We start from the raw sequence: 16,425 nt of genomic DNA, 5'->3' as shown, positions 1-16,425 counted from the left end.
TGGGGACATCGCAACCTGGCGGGGTGCAGCGGCCGACCTCCTCCGCCCGCGAGACGATCGCGGCCATTCCGAGGTCTTCGTGTAAGGTCGCGCGCGCGCCATGTTGCACGATCGCGTGTCCTCCTCGCCGCGCGCTCTCCCGCTCTGCTCCGCGGTGCTCCTCGCGCTGCTCGCCGCCGGCTGCGGCGGCGCGGCCTCCCCGGGCGCCGCGCCCCCGCGGGACGCCCAGTGCGATCCTGCGCACCTCGACGCGTGCGAGCGCGCCCTCGCCGCGGCCCTCGCAGAGGGCCGGCCCCCGCGCGAGCTCGCCCTCGGCTACGTCGCGGCCCGCGCCTCCCGCGACGCCGACGACCCGTGGGCGCTCTTGCTCCGCGACCTCGACCGGCGCGGCGGGACCGGCCCCCGCGCCGCGGTCATCGTCGAGGCGGGCGCGGAGCCCTCCGCCACGGCGCGAGCGCGTGCGGACGCGGCGAAATGGCTCCGTTCCGCGCCGCTGCCGCCCCCCGGAGCCCTCGGCGCCGACGCGCTGCTCCTCGCGCTCGGTGAGGCCCTCGGGTACGAGCACCTCGTCCACGCGCGCGCTCGCCACGGCGCGGTCCAGCTCTTTCCGGCCGATCCGCTCGCGCCGTTCATGGCCGGCCTCGCGCCGATCGCGCGCGGCGACGCGTCGCTCTCGCGGGTCGCGGACGACATCGCGCTCGCCGCGCTCGTCCGCCGCGCCTTCGGCGCCGCCGCCCGCTTCCGCTACGTCGAGGCCGCGGCCGCGGCCGACGCCCTCGCGGCCGCGGTGAAGGGGCGCGACCCGAACGACGAGCCGGTCCTGCGCGGCCGCTACGCGCTGCAGCTGCTCGCGACCGCCGGCGTCGCGCTCGAGGAGCCCGAGGACGACGCTCCCTTCGCGCCCTCGGCTCCCCGGCTCGACCCCCCGCCCGCGCCGGGCGACACGCCTTACGGCGACCTCCTCCGCGTGCGCACGGCCCGCGACGGCCGCGCGGCGTGGCGCGCCCGCGGCGCGGCCGTGCTGCGGGCCGTCCCCGCGGACCGGCGCGACGCGCTCGACGACCTGCTCGGCAAGGCGCCCGGCTGCGGCCGGGACCTCGCGCCCCCCATGGAAGGCCCGCGCGACCTCGTGTTCGCCGCGGCGCTCGCCGGCGCCCTCGCTCCGGGCGACCCTGCCGCCGCGCCCGCCGCGCCCGGGAGCTCTGCTGCGCCCGCGAGCACCGCGGCGGCGCCTGGACGACGGCTCCCGCTCGACATGTGGCTGCCGCGTTACGAGGCGCTCGTCCGCGCCGTCGACCAGACGAGCACCACGTGGGCCCTCGCGCCCAGCCTGCTCCACGAGCGCGGCCCCGCGCCCGCCGCAGGCCAGGCGGGCAGCGCCGTCCACCGCCGCGCCACCGAGCTGGGCCTCGCGCACCTCGCGGCGCTGCGCGCCCTCGCGGAGGCCGAGCCGCGCCGCTACCGCGCGCTCGCGCTGATCCCCCTCGCCTACAGCCCCGGGGTGCTCGCCGACGAGCCCCTCCGCGACGCCATCGTCGATCTCACGCAGGTCGCCGTGCAGCGCCGCATGGCCGAGGCGCACGACCCGGAGGCCGTCCTCGGCGCGGCGCTCGCCGGCGTCTTCGCGGGCATGGCGTACCCGCCCGAGGTGCAGCCCCCGCACTTCCTCGCGCTGCAGGGCGCGCTCACCGCCAAGCTCCGCGGCGAGCTCACCGAGCAGGCCGGCTGGGGCGTCGCCGGCCTCTACGCCGCCGACGCGCTGTACCGGCTCGCCTCCGGTCAGGCGCCGGATCTCGCGTTCTCGTCTACGCAGATCGAGCGCGCGCTCGCGTCCGCCCCGGCGCTGCCCTACCCCGGCCTCGCGGCGCTCGCCGCGAGCCTCTCCCGCTACGCCGCGCTCGGCGCCGCCGGCGGGCTGGATCCGCAGGCGACCGACGCAGCCAGGTTCCCCCCGGAGCGCCGGCAGGCGCGCGACGCGCTCCGGCGCGCCGTCGCTGGGCTCGCGGCGCGCGATGCCGACGTCGGCGCCGGCGCGGCCGACGCCGCGGAGGCGCCGCCGCCCCAGCTCGTCGAGGACGTCACCGCGCTGGCCGACGGCGTCCTCGCCGTGCTCCTCACCGAGCGCTCGCGCAAGCCGCCCCCGACCGGGGCCGCCTGCGCCGCCGGGCGCGGGCCGAGCCCCGAGGCCCGCCGCGCCCTCGCGCGGCTCGGCGACGTCCGCCGGCGGATCCTGCTCGCGCCGAGGTACAGGCAGGGCGACGGCCCGTGGGCGCGCCGGGCGCGGCTCCTCGTGACGCTCCTCTCCGACGCGATCGATCTCCTCTCGGCGCCCGCACGCGCGCCGCGCGCCGCCGGCGCGGCCGAACGCGTCGCTCCGCCGCGCTTCACCCTCCCGACCGCGGACGCCGAGGCCGCCGTCGCCGCAGGCCTCTCCGGCTGGGTCGACCGCGACCTCGCGGACGCGCTCACCGGCGGCTACGCGCTCGCCCGCGCGCTCCTCGAGTCGTCCACCGCGGAGCGCTTCGCCGAGCGGAGCGGCGCCCCGCTCGGCCGGGTGCTCCGCGGGCTCTCCGCGGCGTTCCGCGACGATCCGGCGCGGCGCGGCGGCGCCGGACGAGGCCCCGCCGGCGGCGCGCTGCTCGACGCGCTCGCGTCGCTCCCCGCCGCGCGGGACGGCGGCGACCTCAGGGGCCTGTTCGTCGGCTACGCCCGCGCGTTCTCGGCCCTCGGGCTGCGCGACCAGGCCGACCTCGCGCTGCTCGCCTCGCTCCTCGGCGCCGCCGTGCTGGGTGGGCCGCCGTCGCCGGACGCCATCGCGCTCGCGAACGACAGCGGCAGCCGGGTCGCCTGGGCGCTCTCGTACCTCGGCGAGATCGCGAAGGCCCGCGCCGGCATTGCCCCGGATCCGTCAACCTACGCGAGCGCCATGAGCAAGGCGTCGGACGACGCCTGCCAGGCGGCCGACACGGGCGACGTGCTCGCCCTCGTCGGCGCCGTGCGCGACTTCGCCGGCGGCCGGCGCGCCGAGGCGCGCGACGCCCTCGACAGCGTCCTCGCCGCCGCCGACGCCCGCGGCCTGCGCGTGCCGCGCATGACCTACCGCTACGAGGAGAAGACCGCGACCCGCGTCTTCTCGCTCAGCTTCGACGTCTCGTACGGCGCCGGGCTCCTCGAAGGCGCGAACAGCTTCCAGCTCGGCCTCGGCCTCCGCACCCGCGGCGAGCCCGAGGGCTCCCTCACCGCGGCGCTCGCGCCCGAGGGCTCGCCCCGGAGCGACGAGGACGCGGCGCGCGCCTACGTCAGCGCCGCCGCGCTCGCGGCCGCCTACCACTTCCTCGAGGGCGACGCCGAGCGCGGCACCGCCGCGGCGCGCCGGGCGATCGCCGCGCTCTCGTTCGGCCTCCGGTTCGGGCGGCGGGGGCTGCGCCCGGATCAGCCGCTCGCCTGGGGCCGGGACGCCCGCGCGCTGCTCGCGATCGACGCCCAGCTCGCGGCCGAGGCCGGTCACCCCTTCCTCGCGGGCGACCTCTGGACGCTCGTCCGCGGCCTCCTGCCGCCGGACGCGGACGACGCCGCGGTCGCGGCGCTCCTCGCTCCGCTCCCGACCGGCCTCGCCGCGGTCCCTGGGCTCGACCCGCTCGTCGCGAGGACCGCGCGCTCGCTCGCCGCGGTCGCCAGACCGCTCGCGTGCACCGAGGCCAGGGTCGAGCTCGGCGGCTACGAGGAGCCCGCCTGCGACGCCTACCCCCTCGCGCTCTCGCTGCGCATCGCCGACGTCCTCGGCAAGCTGCCGCACCTCCGGCACGCGGGCAGCGCGGCCGCGTGCCCTGCCCTGCGCAGCCTCGACGGCTTCCTCACGGCGGCGGAGCGGGGGACGTACGACCCCGACGCGTTCACGGCGGCCGTGGAGGCGCTGCGGCAGAGCGGCCGGCTCTACGACGCCGGCGTCATGCTGGCGCGGCAGCGCCGCGAGGGGCACTGCGGCCCCGTCGTGCTCGCCGCAGCGCGCGCGCTCGGCCGCGCTCCCTCGCTCGGCCCCGCGCTGCGCGCGGATCTGCTCAGCGTCGCGGTGCGCTGCGCGGCCGCGGCGCTCGACGCGAGCGTCGTCGACGATCTCATGGCGCTCGACGCCGAGACGCGCGCCCTCCCCGACCTCGGCCGCAACCTGAAGGTCGTGCTCTTCGCGACGGAGCTCGCCGTGCGCGAGCAGCGCTGGGACGTCCTCTCGCGGCTCTCGAAGCAGCCCGACTTCGTCGGCCGCTTCCGGGGCGAGAGCGAGAGCGCCGCGACGACGGCGCGCCTCATCGAGGCCGCCGCGGCCGTGCTCTCCGGCGAGCCTGCGCCGCGCGACGCCCCCGGAGACGGCGCGCGCGCCGCGCCGTGCGGCGAGGCTCTCGCCGGCGATCGCGCCGCGCTGTGCGCCGAGATCCAGCGCCTGCGCCCGGGCGCGCTGCCCGAGCCGCAGCGCCGGCAGGCCGCGCTGGAGGCGCTCACCAACCTGCTCGCCGCCGCGCGCGGACAGGCTCGCTAGCCTGCCCGCTGCCCGGCGCCGGGGTCATTCCGGCGGAGGTGGGGGCTCTTGAACCGCCAAGACGCCAAGACGCCATAAGGCGCCATGATTCTTGTGTTTTTCTTGGCGTCTGATGGCGCCTTGGCGGTTCCATCATGGCCGCAGGGCCGGGGACTCCTTCACCCCCGGCGCCGCGCGCCTACTTCACGCTGGCGGGCTTCGTCTCGGCCGGCTTCGTGTCCGCAGGCTTCGCAGCGGCCGGCTTCGTGTCCCCGGGCTTCGCAGCGGCGGGCGCGGCGGCGGCAGGCTGCGCTGCGGCGGGCGGCGCGGCGGCGGGCGCCGGTGCGGCAGGCGCAGCGGCGGGCTTCGCCTCCGCCGGCTTGGCGGCGGCCTTCGGGTCCACCGGCTTCGCGTCGGAGGCCTTCGCGGCGCCCTTCGGCGCGGTCGCGGGCACGCCGGCCGGCTTGAGGCCCTTGGTGGCGGCCGCGGCGCAGGCGAGCTCGACGCCGGTGTCCTTGCCGTCGAGCCGCATGATCTTGATCTCGACGCGGCGATTCTTCTCCTTCGCCTCCTCGGTCTCGCCCGGATCGGTCGCGCAGTGCGCCCCGTAGCCGGCGGCCCGCACGCGGTTCTTCTCGACCCCGAGCGCGGTGAGCGCCTTCACCACCGCCTCGGCGCGCTTCTTCGTGAGCGTCACGGCGGCGGCGTCGTTGGCGAGCTTCTCGGAGTAGGCCGCGACCTCGACGAACTGGATCTGCGGATGGTCCTTGAGGACCTGCGCGATGTTCGCGAGGAGTCCCTGCGAGGCGGGCTCGATATCGGGCTTGCCGGCGACGAAGGCGATCTTCTCGTTGAGCTTCACCTCGTTGCCGAGCACGGCGACCGGCGGGACGTCAGGACAACCGTCGTCGTCCTTGTAGCCGTTCTTGACCTCGGCCTCGGTCGGGCACTTGTCGGCGTCGGCAACGAAGCCGTCTCCGTCCGGGTCGGTCGACTTGCAGCCGTCCTTGGCGTCGGGCGGCAGGCCGTCTTCCTTCTCGGCGACGCACTTGTCGGTGCCATCGTCGAGCACCCCATCCGCGTCCGCGTCAGGGGGCGGCGCAGGCGGCGCAGGCGGCGGCGGCGCGGGCGGCGGTGCCGGCGCCTTCGCGGTCTGCTGCTGGGGCTCGACCGCGCAGCCGGCGTTCGCCGCGAGCAGCGACACTGCGAATGCCATTCCAAGCCATCTCGTCGTTCGCATCTCCTGGGCTCCTCTCCTTGGCGTCGTTGATTGGCGCCGAGCGCCAGCGTGTTTAGACGACTACGCCGGAAACTGCGAGATGGATTCGTACGGCGGCGCGCCCCGCTCCCCCTCGAGAGCGCGTCGGCCCCCCGCTCCGGAGGCGACGGCGCGCCGTCGCGATCGGCGCGATCTCGGCGCGTCGTTTGCCCCTCGGCGCGAGCCGCTAGAGCTTCCCCGACGGGAGATCCATCTCGTCGAGCCCGCCGCCCGCCTTCGATTTCGGCGCTGCTTTCCTCGACTTGAGCATCTGTTCCTTGAGCATCTGCTCCGCGGGCACCGACGAGGTGGGCTTCTGTGCGGGCGGCGGCGCCACCTTCGGGCGCGGCTTCGGCGCGGGGCGCGAGTTGCTCTCGTCCTTCTTGTCGAGCTTCTCGTGGACGGGCCCCGGCGCCGGGGCCTTCTCCGTCGGCGCGCGGAGCGCCTCGAGCGCGCGCTCGCGCGCCGCGGCGATCTCCGGCGCGTCGCGGCCCGCCGGGTCGAGCCGATCCGCCTCGTCGAGCTGGTCCAGGCACCGGCGGAAGGCCGCCTCGTCGCACGCGCGCAGCGCCTCGGCCCGGAGCGACCTCGCGCGCTCCAGCGCGTCGAGCGGCGAAGGCGGCGCGACCGGCGGCGGAGGCCCGTCGGGCGGCGCGCTCGGCTGCGGCTCGGGCAGCGGCGCGATCATCGGCGCTTCGCTCGTCGACCGGAGGAGCCGGGCGATGAGGATCGCGAGGATGGCCAGCGCCGCGACCGCGGCGAGCTCGGCCATCCAGCGCTCCCGCATCCATCGCCGCATCCGCGACACGCGCTGCCGCACCCGGGCGGCGGGCACCTGCTCCTCGGCGGCGATGCTCTCGAGCTTCTCGCCTTCGCCTTCGCGGGCCATCCACGACAGCGTCTGCCGGGCGTCGCGGCTCGCGGAGGCCTGCTCTTCCGCCCAGCGCGCCAGCTCCCGCGCCTCGATGGGCGGCGGGCTGACCGGCAGATCGGGCAGCTCCGTCGCGGCCTCCCGCGCCGAGCGCCGGTGATGGTCGGCCACCTTGTGGCGCGCGATCCCGAGGAGCCAGCGCCGGAGCTCCGTCGGGTCGACCGGGCGCCCCGGCGAAGCGAGCGCGTCGCAGAGGACGGTTTGCACCACGTCGTCGACCTCGCCGCTCGGGACCCGCCGCCGCACGAAATCCTCGAGGGCTCGGCGGAGCCCCGGCTCTGCCAGGGGGTTCGTCGCGGGGGTGCGGTCCTCGGTGGTCATCGGCGTGCTCATCGACCCTGCATCGCGCCGCGGCCGCGCAGTGTGACGCGCCCGATCGAGAATACTGCAGGCCCCGGCCGGGCGTCACACTCTCCGGCGCGGCGCCGACGGTCGGGCATGCTCCTCAGGCCCCCTCTCGTCCTCGCCGCGGCGTTGCTCGCCGCTTCCCTCACCCACACGGTCCCCTCCCTGACCGCCGCCCAGGGCGGTGCCCCTCGTGCGGCGCCGTCCGAGCGAACGCCGCCCGCCACGGCCGCGCGGCGCGCTCCGAGGGCCGCTGCCTTGCCGCCGGTCACCGAGATCCGGATCGACAAGAGCGAGCACACGCTCGATCTCGTCGCGGGCGGCAAGATCGTCCGGTCCTACCGGGTCGCCCTCGGGCCTGGCGGGCCGGGGCCGAAGCGCTACGAGGGCGACAAGCGCACCCCCGTCGGCACGTACCGCGTCGCGGGCCGCATCGACGGCCTGTTCCATCGGTTCCTGATCGTCAGCTACCCGAACGACGAAGACCGCGCGCGCTTCGCCGAGCTCAAGCGGCGCGGCGAGGTCCCGCCGGGCCGCGGCGTCGGGCACAGCATCGGCATCCACGGCGTCGGCAGCGCGCAGCTCGCGGGCGTGCACAAGGAGAGCGACTGGACGCTCGGCTGCATCGCCCTCGACGACGACGAGATTGACGAGATCGCGCGACGAACGCCGGACGGCGCCAAGATCGTGATCACCGACTGAACGGGCGGTGCTAGGGTAGCCGGTCAAATCGACGGGCTGTCCGTCGAGGATGAGAGCGCGACGGCCAGGCCGGCGCCGCCCTCGCGCCTGCCCTGGAGATCGTGCATGTCTCGCCGTTACTGGCTGATGAAGAGCGAGCCTCAGAAATATTCGTTCGCGCAGCTCGTGCGCGACGGCCAGACGATCTGGGACGGCGTCCGGAACTTCGAGGCCCGCAACAACATGCGGGGCATGAAGCAGGGGGATCTCGTGCTCTTCTATCACTCGAGCGAGGGCAAGGCGGTCGCGGGCGTGGCGCGCGTCAAGCGCGAAGCGTACCCGGATCCGACGGCCGACGCCGACGAGGACTGGAGCGTGGTGGACATCGAGCCGGTCGCGCCGCTCAAGGTGCAGGTCAGCCTCGACACGATCCGCGGCGACGAGTCGCTGGCCGAGATCTCGCTCTTGAAGCGGTCGCGGCTCAGCGTGGTGCCCGTCTCGAAGGAGCACTTCGATCGGGTGCTGAAGCTGGGCAAGACCAAGATCGCTTGACGCGCGGACCCGGGGAAACGAGTAATCCCGGCGTGAACCTCCGCCCCGGAGCCCGACCCCTCGCCGTCTTCTTCCTAGGCAGCATCCTCGCCAGCGCCGCGTGCGGCGGCCCGCCCACGCCGTCCCCGATCGAGGGAGAGCCGATCTGCCCCGATTTCGAGGTCGGCGCCTCGCGCGCCCACATGCGCGGGAGCCTTCGCTTCCCCGTCACGCTGACGGTGCGCGAGGGCAAGGAGCCGATCACCCGGACGACGCTCACCGGGCGCCGGTCCAAGGACGATCCGCCGAGCCGCATCCTCCTCTCCGACCAGGACGCCGAGTACGAGATCGAGTGGGCCCAGTGCGAGAACGAGCGCGCGCCTCGGACGCACGTGGTGGGGCGCGAGGCGAAGCACACCGCGGAGTACGCATGCGGCCACGCGACCGTGTACAAGACCGACAAGCTCGTCACCCGGAAGGGCGACGCCGCGTCACGCACGGTCCACTTCGCGGCGCCCCCGAAGGTGGAGTGCTGGGAGAGTGAGCTCCCCCCTGCGCCCCCTCCGCCCGCGCCCCCCGCGGTGCCCGAGGAGACGCCGCCGGACGCGGGCACCGACGCCGACGCGGGCGCCGCGCCGGTGGACGCCGGCGCCACGCCGGCCGACGCGGGCGCCAAGGCGACGGACGCCGGCGCGCCCCGCGACGGGGGCGCAGGCGGCGTCGCGAAGCCTCGCCGCGCGGGGGCCGCGGATGCCGGCACGACCCCGCCCGGCCCCTAGGGGCTCATCGCGCTCCCGAGGCGAGACAAGCCTCGATCCATCGCCGGCCGGGTTGCGCACGTAGCAGCATTTCGATGGCCGCCGAGAGCAGGTGAGAGCATCCCCGCATAGGCGTTAACCAAGCGCGTTCGGTCACGCTCAGGGCACGAAGCCCGGCCCCCCATTCACCCCATCATCGGTCACCAACGTAGACGTTTACGTAGTCGTAGTCGTGGTCGTGGTCGTGGTCGTGGTCGTGGTCGTGGTCGTGGTCGTCGACGGTAGGCCGTGAACGACCACGACCACGACCACGTTCACGTAAACGACCACGTTCACGTAAACGACCACGACCACGTTCACGTAAACGACCACGTTCACGTAAACGACCACGACCACGTTCACGTAAACGACCACGTAAACGTTCGGATGTAGGAGAACGCGGCGCGAAGCTTGGTGAACGTCTATGGGAGCATCCCCGAGGGGTGCGCCCATGAGCACGTAGGACCTGCCCTGCTCGGCCGCCCGCAGGTTCCGCCACGAGCTCCCGGAAGTGCCGCTTTTTCTCCCCCGAGATGCGGGCGATCTCGGCCGCCGAGACCTCGGGACCGATCCGTCAGCGCACGAGATCGTCGTTGCGCATCCCGAACACCGCATCATGGTCAGCGTGGTCGTCGGAGCCCCCCGCGGCCCCGACCGCCTCGCGCCAGGCCATGAAAAGGAGCTCGCTGGAGTCGAACAGCTCCCCGTCCAGATCCCAGAGAACGGCCTTCGGATGCGATGGTGACATGAACGAGCGCAGGGAACCGTCGGTCGCGCCGCCCCCCATTTCTTGCTATCGCTGCCCCGCGCGCCTCCGCCGCCGACTGGACGTCGGCCGCGCGCCGTCGCTGCCCCGCACGCGACCGCTGTCCTCCGGGGATCCCGTTCCCTAAGAACGTGGTCCACCGGCGTTTCCAACGCCCCTTCCAACCTCCCTTTCCGCCCCGGATTCACACACCGTCTCATGTCCGCTCCGCACATGCCACCGCCTCCGGCGCCCCGCCCGTCTCCTTCACCTGAGAGCTCCCGTGAAGCTTCCGGCGAGAGCTCTCCCCGGCTCCCGCCGCCCTCGTCGCGCGGAGGCGGGCTCGCGTCGCGCCTCGCCGAGCTCCAGGTGAAGCGGCCGGCGCTGCCGCTGCTCGTGACCGGGATCCTCACCGTCATCGCCCTCTTCCTGGCGACGCGGCTCCATGTGCTGACGGGGTTCGAGTCGCTGCTGCCGGCGTCGCGGCCCAGCGTGCAGGAGCTCGACCGGGTCGCGGCGAAGACGGCCGGCGTGTCCACGCTCTTCGTCGTGCTCCAGGGCGGCGAGGGCACCCCCACGGCCGCGCTCCAGCGGGCCGCGGACGCGCTCGTCCCGGAGATCGAGAAGATCGGCCCCCCGTGGGTCGGCAGCGTCGAGGACGGGGTGCACGAGGCCTACCGCTTCCTCTCGCCGCGCGCCGGGCTCTACGTCGAGCGCGACAGGCTCACCAAGCTCCGGGACGACATCGAGGCGCGCTACACCTACGAGGTCAGCAAGGCGACGGGCGCGCTGCTCGACGACGAGCCGCCCCCCGAGATCAACGCCAGCTCGATCGAGCAGAGCCTCGGCCTCCAGGGGGTCGACACGGGGCGCTACCCCGACGGCTACTACCAGTCGAAGGACGGCAAGACCGTCGTCGTCGCCATCCGCTCGAAGGTGATGGCCAGCGATTTCGCCGCCGGCTCCGAGGCGATCCGGCGCGTGAGCGAGGTCGTCGAGCGCGTGCGCCCCGCCTCGTTCGACGCGGGGATCACCCACGGCCTCGCCGGCGATCTGCAGACCGGGATCGCCGAGTACGCCGCGATCAACGAGGACCTGACCGACGTCGGCGTCTCGGGCGCGGTCCTCATCGCCGCCGTCGTCTTCCTCTACTACCTGCGCCTGCGCACGCTCGTCGCCATGCTGATCACGATCGGCATCGGCGTCGCCTGGACGTTCGGCGCCACCCAGCTCGCGCTCGGCCACCTCAACATGGCGACCGGGTTCCTCTTCTCGATCGTCGCCGGCAACGGCATCAACTTCGGGATCATCTACATGGCGCGCTACCTCGAGGCGCGCCGCGGCGGCGCGAGCCTGCTCGAGGGCGTGCGCATCGCCCACCGCGAGACCTGGCTGCCCACGCTCACGGCCGGCTGCGCGGCCGCGGCCGCCTACGGCTCGCTGCTCGTCACCGAGTTCCGCGGGTTCCACGACTTCGGCCTCATCGGCAGCGCCGGCATGGTGCTCTGCTGGGTCGCCACGTTCGTCGCGCTGCCGAGCATCCTCGCGGTGATGGACCGGATCGTCCCCCTCGAGCAGGAGTCGCCGGGCCTCCTCGGCAGGCTGCGGCGGCGCGCCCAGGGCGGCCTCGCGTTCGGCGCGCCGTTCGCGCGGCTGGCGTCGCGGAGCCCGGTCACGCTCACGCTCGCGGGCCTCGCGCTGGCCGCGGCCGGCCTCGTCGCCACGGTGAGCTACGTGCGCGCCGATCCGATGGAGTACAACCTCCAGAACCTCCGCAACGACGAGGGGGCCCGCGCGGCGCAGATCCGCCTGAGCTCGCTCGCGGAGGAGATCACCGGCTACGTCGGCACCGACGGCATGGCGATCCTCGTGGAGCGGCCCGAGCAGGTCGAGCCGCTCCGCGCCGCGCTCTACGCGAGGCGCGACGCGGCGCCCGAGGGCGCGAAGCCGTTCAAGGAGATCTACGCGCTCCAGGATCTGGTCCCGCGGGATCAGGAGGCGAAGATCCCGCTGCTCCAGGAGATCAAGGATCGCGTCCTCAGGGCGCGGAAGCGCGGCCTCGTGGGCGACGAGGACTGGCGCCGCATCCAGGCGGTCATCCCGCCGGACGATCTCGCGCCGTTCGGGATCGGCGATCTCCCGGCGGGCGTGGCGCGCGCCTTCACCGAGACCGACGGGACGCGCGGGCGCATCGTGTACATCAGCCCGATCACGCCCGAGAGCGTGCACGACGCGCACTACCTCTTCCGGTGGGCGGACGCGTACCGCGAGACGCGGCTCCCCGACGGCAGCGTCGTGCGCGGCTCGGGGCGCGCGGTCATCTACGCGGACATGTGGGCGGCGGTCATCGACGACGTGCCGCCGGCGGTGCTGTTCTCGCTGGCCGCGACGGTCCTCGTCGTGCTCGTCGCCTTCCGCGGCGGCCGCCCGGCGTTCGCGGTGCTCGGCGCGCTGCTCGTCGGCGTCTCGTGGATGGCGGGGTTGCTCGTGCTGATGAACGTGAAGCTCAACTTCTTGAACTTCATCGCCTTGCCGCTGACGTTCGGCATCGGCGTCGACTACGCCGTGAACATCGTGCAGCGGTACGCGCGGGAGGGCGCCGGCGGCGCGCTGACCGCGGTGCGCGAGACGGGCGGCGCGGTGATCCTCTGCAGCCTCACGACGACGCTGGGCTACCTCGCCCTGGTCCGCTCGCAGAACTACGCGGTGCGGAGCCTTGGCGTCTCCGCGGTCATCGGCGAGCTCGCGTGCCTCTTCGCGGCCGTGCTGATCTTGCCCGCGGCGCTCGTCTGGCGCGACCGGCGGCGCCCGAAGGGCGAGGAGGCCTTCCTCGCGGTCGGCCGCCCCACGACCTGAGCGCGCGCCGCGGCCGGATCAGGCCGCGCGGCGGCGCTTCGCGAAGTACGCCTTGATCGCCGCGACCTCCTTCGCTGTGAGCGCGGCGATGGCCGGGACGACCTGCGCTGGATCGTGACCTGCCGCGACCCCGAACTCCCGTGGAAACTCGAGGAAGGTCTTGTCCGGCCCGGTCGTGACGCGCCGGAGTCGGTAGGTCCCGGTGTAACGTTCGATGCCGAAGATCTGCCCGTGGATCCGGTAGGTGACGGCGTGCTCGGTCTCGGAGCGCGCGACCACCTCCTCCAGCGAGCTCTCCCCCGAGACGAGCGTGAACGCGAACCGCGACGGCACCTTCTCCGCGGAGCCGCCCTCCACGTAGCCGTACTCCTTGACGTTGTCCCCGAAGACGACGGGGATGAGCTTCGTGATGTCGCGGACCTCTTGCCAGACCTCCTCGATGGAGGCGTCCAGCACCGCCGAGTCGTAGACGTGATAACGCGCGTCGATCATGGCTCCCTCCTCCCGATGCCGCCGGCGCGACACCGCCATGCGCGGCGGAGCGATGTTATCAGGGGATGTCGCCGCCTCTCGAGCGCGCCCTCGTCACGGCGGCGTGCGCTCGGAAAGTGCGAATCGCGCCGACGTGGACGGACGGCCCGGTGCTCGCGCGGCGGCAAACCCGGGCCCTGGCCGCCCCCAGCGGAGTCGATCCGTCGTGGACCCGTCGCTCGTGCTCGCTCCAGCACACGCGATCCGTTGAAGACCCCCGGGCGCGGGCCCGTCGCGCTCACTCGATCCGTCGAAGACCCCCGGCGGCGGGCCCCTCGCGCTCACGCGATCCGTTGAAGACCCCCGGCTGCGGGCCGCTCGCGCTCACGCGATCCGTTGAAGACCCCCGGGCGCGGGCCCCTCGCGCTCACGCGATCCGTCGAAGACCCCCCTGCGGCGGGCCCGTCGCGCTCACTCGATCCGTCGAAGACCCCCGGCGGCGGGCCGCTCTCAACGGTTGCGATCCGTCATGGCCCCCTGCGCCGGGGTAGTGCTCAAAATTGAACATGAAGGCGGGAAGGCGGGAAGAAAAGATCAATGATCTTCCCGCCTTCATGTGAACTCTCTTCGGGCAAATTTGAGCACACTCTGCGCCGGCCCCCTCCTGACGGTTGCGATCCGTCATGGCTCCCCGGAGCTCTCTCCATGCCTCCTCGAGGGGCGCGTCGAGCACCGCTGAATCGTAGACGTGAGTTCGGGCTGCGAGCATCGATGGTCCTCCCCGAGGTGTCGCACGAGCGCGACGTCCTCCCGCGCAGCGGCCGATGCTCCCAGAACGCCCCGCGCCGCCGCGACCGCGCGCCCGTCACGGCGGCGCGCGGAGATCCGCGCAGCAGCGGACACCGGTCGAGTAGTCGAAATAGGTGAAGTCGTGCGACGCGACGCGCGCCATGCACCCCTCCCGGGTCGCGCGCGCGTAGAACCCGCCGACGAACGTCCCCTCCGGATCGTCGATCCACTCGTCGAGGTTGCCGACCATGTCGGCGACCGCGTCGTCCTCCCACGCGCTCGCGCACGTCGCGGTCTCGCCCGTTCGCCGCAAGAGAGGGGCCCCGGCGACGCGCACCAGGTTGAGCCGCGGATCGCTGTGCCCGAGCGTCACGTCGCGGTGGAGCACGCCGGCCGGGTGAGCCTCGCGGAACACGTTGCACCGCCCGTCCGCGTAGGTCGGTCCGTACGGGAACTGCTCGTCCCGCTCGCCGCGGCACGCCGTCCGCCACTCCTCGAGCGAGCAGAGCCGCTTGCCCGCGTTCCGGCACGCGAGCTCCGCCTGCGCGCCGGTCGTGTAGCCCTGCGGGAGCACGCCCCTGCGCGACACCGCGCGCGGCTCGAACTCGCGCTGCTTCTGCCAGCCGGGCAGCAGCGGCAGATCCATGCGGCGCGCCTCGTCGTCCCCGAGCTGCAGCCGCATCTTCGACCACACCCGCTCGACGGACGCGGCCGCCTGGCGCGACGGAGGATAGAACGCGGAGATCTCGAGCCCGGTCTCCTTGTCGAGCAGCACCGCCTCGTAGCGATCGACGCAGAACCGGCGCGCGACCCGCACCATCTCCGGCGGACAGCGCGGCTCCGCCGGCGGCGCAATCGGCCTCGGCCTCGGAGGCGCCCCCACGAGCGGCGGCGCCACGTCCGGCGCCCCGGCCCCGGCGTCCGCCGCGCTGGCTCCCGTGTCCGCCGCGCTCGGCCCCGCGTCCGCCCCGCCGCGCTCTCGCTCCGAGCGGCAGCCCGCGAGCCCCGTCCACGCGAGCGCCGCTGCGCTGACGTAGGCGAGCGCCGCTACCGCGAGGCGGCGGCCGGCGCGGGGGCACGTGGGGCGCTCGGCGGATCGCGCCCGCATCGGTTCAGCGGATCGCGCCGGCATCAGTTCAGCGGATCGCGCCGGCATCAGGTCAGCGGATCGCGCCGGCATACGGGTCGATGGACGCGGGCTCGCGGCAGAAGAAGCGGCGGAGCACGAGGTAGTGATGGATCGGCAGCAGCCGCGTCTCCTCCTTCATCGACAGCCCCATCCGGCTGATCTCGGCGCCCGGGAACGGCGTCTTCGGATAGCAGCGGACGATCCCGGAGAGCGCCTCGTACTCGTCGAGCAGCCCGAGCACGTGCCCCACCTCGTGAGCCAGCACGGGCAGCGACCAGCCGGCCCGCATCGCGCTGAAGTACGGCGTCCTGCCGCACGTCGGCGAGAGCGGCACCGCGAGATCGACCCGGAGCGCCCGTGCGCGCGCCTCGTCCGCGAGAACGAAGTCGAAGTCGTAGCGCACCGGCAGCCCGAAGGCGCGCGCGTCGCGGTTCCAGTACCCCTCGGCCTCGTCCGACCAGCGCGCGAGCAGGGCGCGGATCGCGGCCGGCGTCGCCCTCGCCCTGAACACGCCGGACCCAGGGCAAGCGTCCGTCGATCCCGAGCGCGCGTACGGCGTCCCGCGGCAGGCGATCGCGCCCCCGAGCCGGGCGGCCAGCCCGCAGTCGGGCAGCTCGAGCCAGCCCGCGCGCTCCGGCGGGTCGACCGCGATGCGCACGCCGACCTCCCAGGCGCCGCCGCGCCGCCGCACGAGGTAGCTCATCGGACCGAAGAAGAGGCCGTAGTGCGGCATCACCCCGGCGATCCGCCGCTCCCCCTCCGGCACGTCGCCGCGCGCTCCGGAAAAGACGCGGCGCGGCGCCGGCTGGCACAGGTACGCGTCCTTCGCGAGCGCGTCGGCCAGGATGTCCCGGAACGTCGCTTCCCGCCCTTCGAGGATCGCGCCGCTCAACGCCTCGAGCTCGGCGGCGATCGCCTCGACAGGGACCTCGCGCCCGGAGGCCGCATCACCCGCCGCGCTGCCCGGCGTGCCGGCCCCCCCACGTGGAGCCCCCCCGCTCGGGGCCCCCCCGCAGCCGGCCGCCCCCAGCGAGAGCGCCGCGAGCACCGGGAGCGCCCCGCGACACGGGTGAACGAGGACTCGCCACGGCGCCGGCGCGCCGCGCTGGACGCTTTGTCTTGCGCCTCCCGTCCGAAGCGAGTTACGTCGTGCATGGAACGCTGCACGCTGGCCGCGCGCCCCAGCCACCGAGGCTACGCCGCCGGACGCCGTGCACGCAGGGGGGGCTCGCGTGGGCGTGGAGGTCAACCCCGCTCACTTACGGGGAGTTGAATGAAGAATCAACGCGTCCGGAGTGAAACCGTGGAACCGGTCGGGCGTAGTGACGCGTAGCCGATGGGCTCAGCGCGGTCGAGAGGCCGGCGAGACCCGACGGGCTCCA

At 74.5% G+C, this 16,425-nt stretch carries 12 protein-coding genes; 5 read left to right on the top strand and 7 right to left on the bottom strand.

Annotated features, from left to right (window positions below):
* Nucleotides 1–100 precede the first annotated feature (100 nt).
* Complete coding sequence (locus WMF14_RS19605) at nucleotides 101–4,531, top strand: hypothetical protein (protein WP_437802985.1); 4,431 nt, start codon at nucleotides 101–103, stop codon at nucleotides 4,529–4,531.
* 178 nt (nucleotides 4,532–4,709) lie between these two features.
* On the opposite strand, the gene WMF14_RS19600 is transcribed toward WMF14_RS19605, so the two are convergent.
* Nucleotides 4,710–5,726: an OmpA family protein gene (locus tag WMF14_RS19600; protein ID WP_437802983.1), complete on the bottom strand. Its 1,017-nt coding sequence runs from the start codon at nucleotides 5,724–5,726 to the stop codon at nucleotides 4,710–4,712.
* A 229-nt stretch (nucleotides 5,727–5,955) separates the two neighbouring features.
* Nucleotides 5,956–7,020 (bottom strand): RNA polymerase sigma factor, encoded by a 1,065-nt coding sequence (locus WMF14_RS19595; RefSeq protein ID WP_437802981.1) that lies wholly within the window; start codon nucleotides 7,018–7,020, stop codon nucleotides 5,956–5,958.
* 117 nt (nucleotides 7,021–7,137) lie between these two features.
* Between WMF14_RS19595 and WMF14_RS19590 the strand changes: the two genes are divergently transcribed.
* The 3 genes from WMF14_RS19590 to WMF14_RS19580 all read left to right on the top strand — a co-directional run bounded on the left by WMF14_RS19590 (nucleotide 7,138) and on the right by WMF14_RS19580 (nucleotide 9,035).
* Nucleotides 7,138–7,746, top strand: a complete 609-nt coding sequence (locus WMF14_RS19590; protein ID WP_437802979.1) for a L,D-transpeptidase family protein — start codon at nucleotides 7,138–7,140, stop codon at nucleotides 7,744–7,746.
* A gap of 105 nt (nucleotides 7,747–7,851) precedes the next feature.
* Entirely contained in the window at nucleotides 7,852–8,277 is a 426-nt protein-coding gene (locus WMF14_RS19585; RefSeq protein ID WP_272098926.1) for an EVE domain-containing protein, read from the top strand.
* A 32-nt stretch (nucleotides 8,278–8,309) separates the two neighbouring features.
* Nucleotides 8,310–9,035, top strand: a complete 726-nt coding sequence (locus WMF14_RS19580; protein ID WP_437802976.1) for a hypothetical protein — start codon at nucleotides 8,310–8,312, stop codon at nucleotides 9,033–9,035.
* A 195-nt stretch (nucleotides 9,036–9,230) separates the two neighbouring features.
* Here WMF14_RS19580 and WMF14_RS19575 read toward each other — a convergent pair whose 3' ends face one another.
* Both WMF14_RS19575 and WMF14_RS19570 read right to left on the bottom strand, forming a co-directional pair.
* Complete coding sequence (locus tag WMF14_RS19575) at nucleotides 9,231–9,428, bottom strand: hypothetical protein (protein ID WP_437802975.1); 198 nt, start codon at nucleotides 9,426–9,428, stop codon at nucleotides 9,231–9,233.
* Between the two features lie 199 nt (nucleotides 9,429–9,627).
* Complete coding sequence (locus WMF14_RS19570; protein ID WP_437802973.1) at nucleotides 9,628–9,801, bottom strand: hypothetical protein; 174 nt, start codon at nucleotides 9,799–9,801, stop codon at nucleotides 9,628–9,630.
* Nucleotides 9,802–10,167: 366 nt separating this feature from the next.
* Between WMF14_RS19570 and WMF14_RS19565 the strand changes: the two genes are divergently transcribed.
* Nucleotides 10,168–12,654: an efflux RND transporter permease subunit gene (locus WMF14_RS19565; protein ID WP_437802971.1), complete on the top strand. Its 2,487-nt coding sequence runs from the start codon at nucleotides 10,168–10,170 to the stop codon at nucleotides 12,652–12,654.
* Between the two features lie 18 nt (nucleotides 12,655–12,672).
* Here WMF14_RS19565 and WMF14_RS19560 read toward each other — a convergent pair whose 3' ends face one another.
* The 3 genes from WMF14_RS19560 to WMF14_RS19550 form a co-directional block, all read right to left on the bottom strand.
* Nucleotides 12,673–13,146: an SRPBCC family protein gene (locus WMF14_RS19560; protein WP_437802969.1), complete on the bottom strand. Its 474-nt coding sequence runs from the start codon at nucleotides 13,144–13,146 to the stop codon at nucleotides 12,673–12,675.
* Between the two features lie 844 nt (nucleotides 13,147–13,990).
* A complete protein-coding gene (locus tag WMF14_RS19555; protein ID WP_437802967.1) occupies nucleotides 13,991–15,022 on the bottom strand; it encodes a hypothetical protein in 1,032 nt (343 codons plus the stop codon).
* Nucleotides 15,023–15,074: 52 nt separating this feature from the next.
* The gene (locus tag WMF14_RS19550; RefSeq protein ID WP_437802965.1) at nucleotides 15,075–16,091 is read right to left on the bottom strand and encodes a hypothetical protein; all 1,017 of its coding nucleotides are present in this window, start codon (nucleotides 16,089–16,091) and stop codon (nucleotides 15,075–15,077) included.
* Nucleotides 16,092–16,425 lie beyond the last annotated feature (334 nt).

It is taken from the genome of Sorangium sp. So ce693 (assembly GCF_051521375.1).
Classification (GTDB): domain Bacteria; phylum Myxococcota_A; class Polyangia; order Polyangiales; family Polyangiaceae; genus Sorangium; species Sorangium atrum.
This window is presented reverse-complemented; position numbering and strand designations above follow the sequence as displayed.

What these genes read in the sequence shown, in the direction of transcription:
- WMF14_RS19605 (WP_437802985.1), top strand. Translation starts at nt 101, where the DNA reads ATGTTGCACGATCGCGTGTCCTCCTCGCCGCGCGCTCTCCCGCTCTGC.
- WMF14_RS19600 (WP_437802983.1), bottom strand. Translation starts at nt 5,726, where the DNA reads ATGGCATTCGCAGTGTCGCTGCTCGCGGCGAACGCCGGCTGCGCGGTC.
- WMF14_RS19595 (WP_437802981.1), bottom strand. Translation starts at nt 7,020, where the DNA reads ATGACCACCGAGGACCGCACCCCCGCGACGAACCCCCTGGCAGAGCCG.
- WMF14_RS19590 (WP_437802979.1), top strand. Translation starts at nt 7,138, where the DNA reads ATGCTCCTCAGGCCCCCTCTCGTCCTCGCCGCGGCGTTGCTCGCCGCT.
- WMF14_RS19585 (WP_272098926.1), top strand. Translation starts at nt 7,852, where the DNA reads ATGTCTCGCCGTTACTGGCTGATGAAGAGCGAGCCTCAGAAATATTCG.
- WMF14_RS19570 (WP_437802973.1), bottom strand. Translation starts at nt 9,801, where the DNA reads ATGTCACCATCGCATCCGAAGGCCGTTCTCTGGGATCTGGACGGGGAG.
- WMF14_RS19560 (WP_437802969.1), bottom strand. Translation starts at nt 13,146, where the DNA reads ATGATCGACGCGCGTTATCACGTCTACGACTCGGCGGTGCTGGACGCC.
- WMF14_RS19555 (WP_437802967.1), bottom strand. Translation starts at nt 15,022, where the DNA reads ATGCGGGCGCGATCCGCCGAGCGCCCCACGTGCCCCCGCGCCGGCCGC.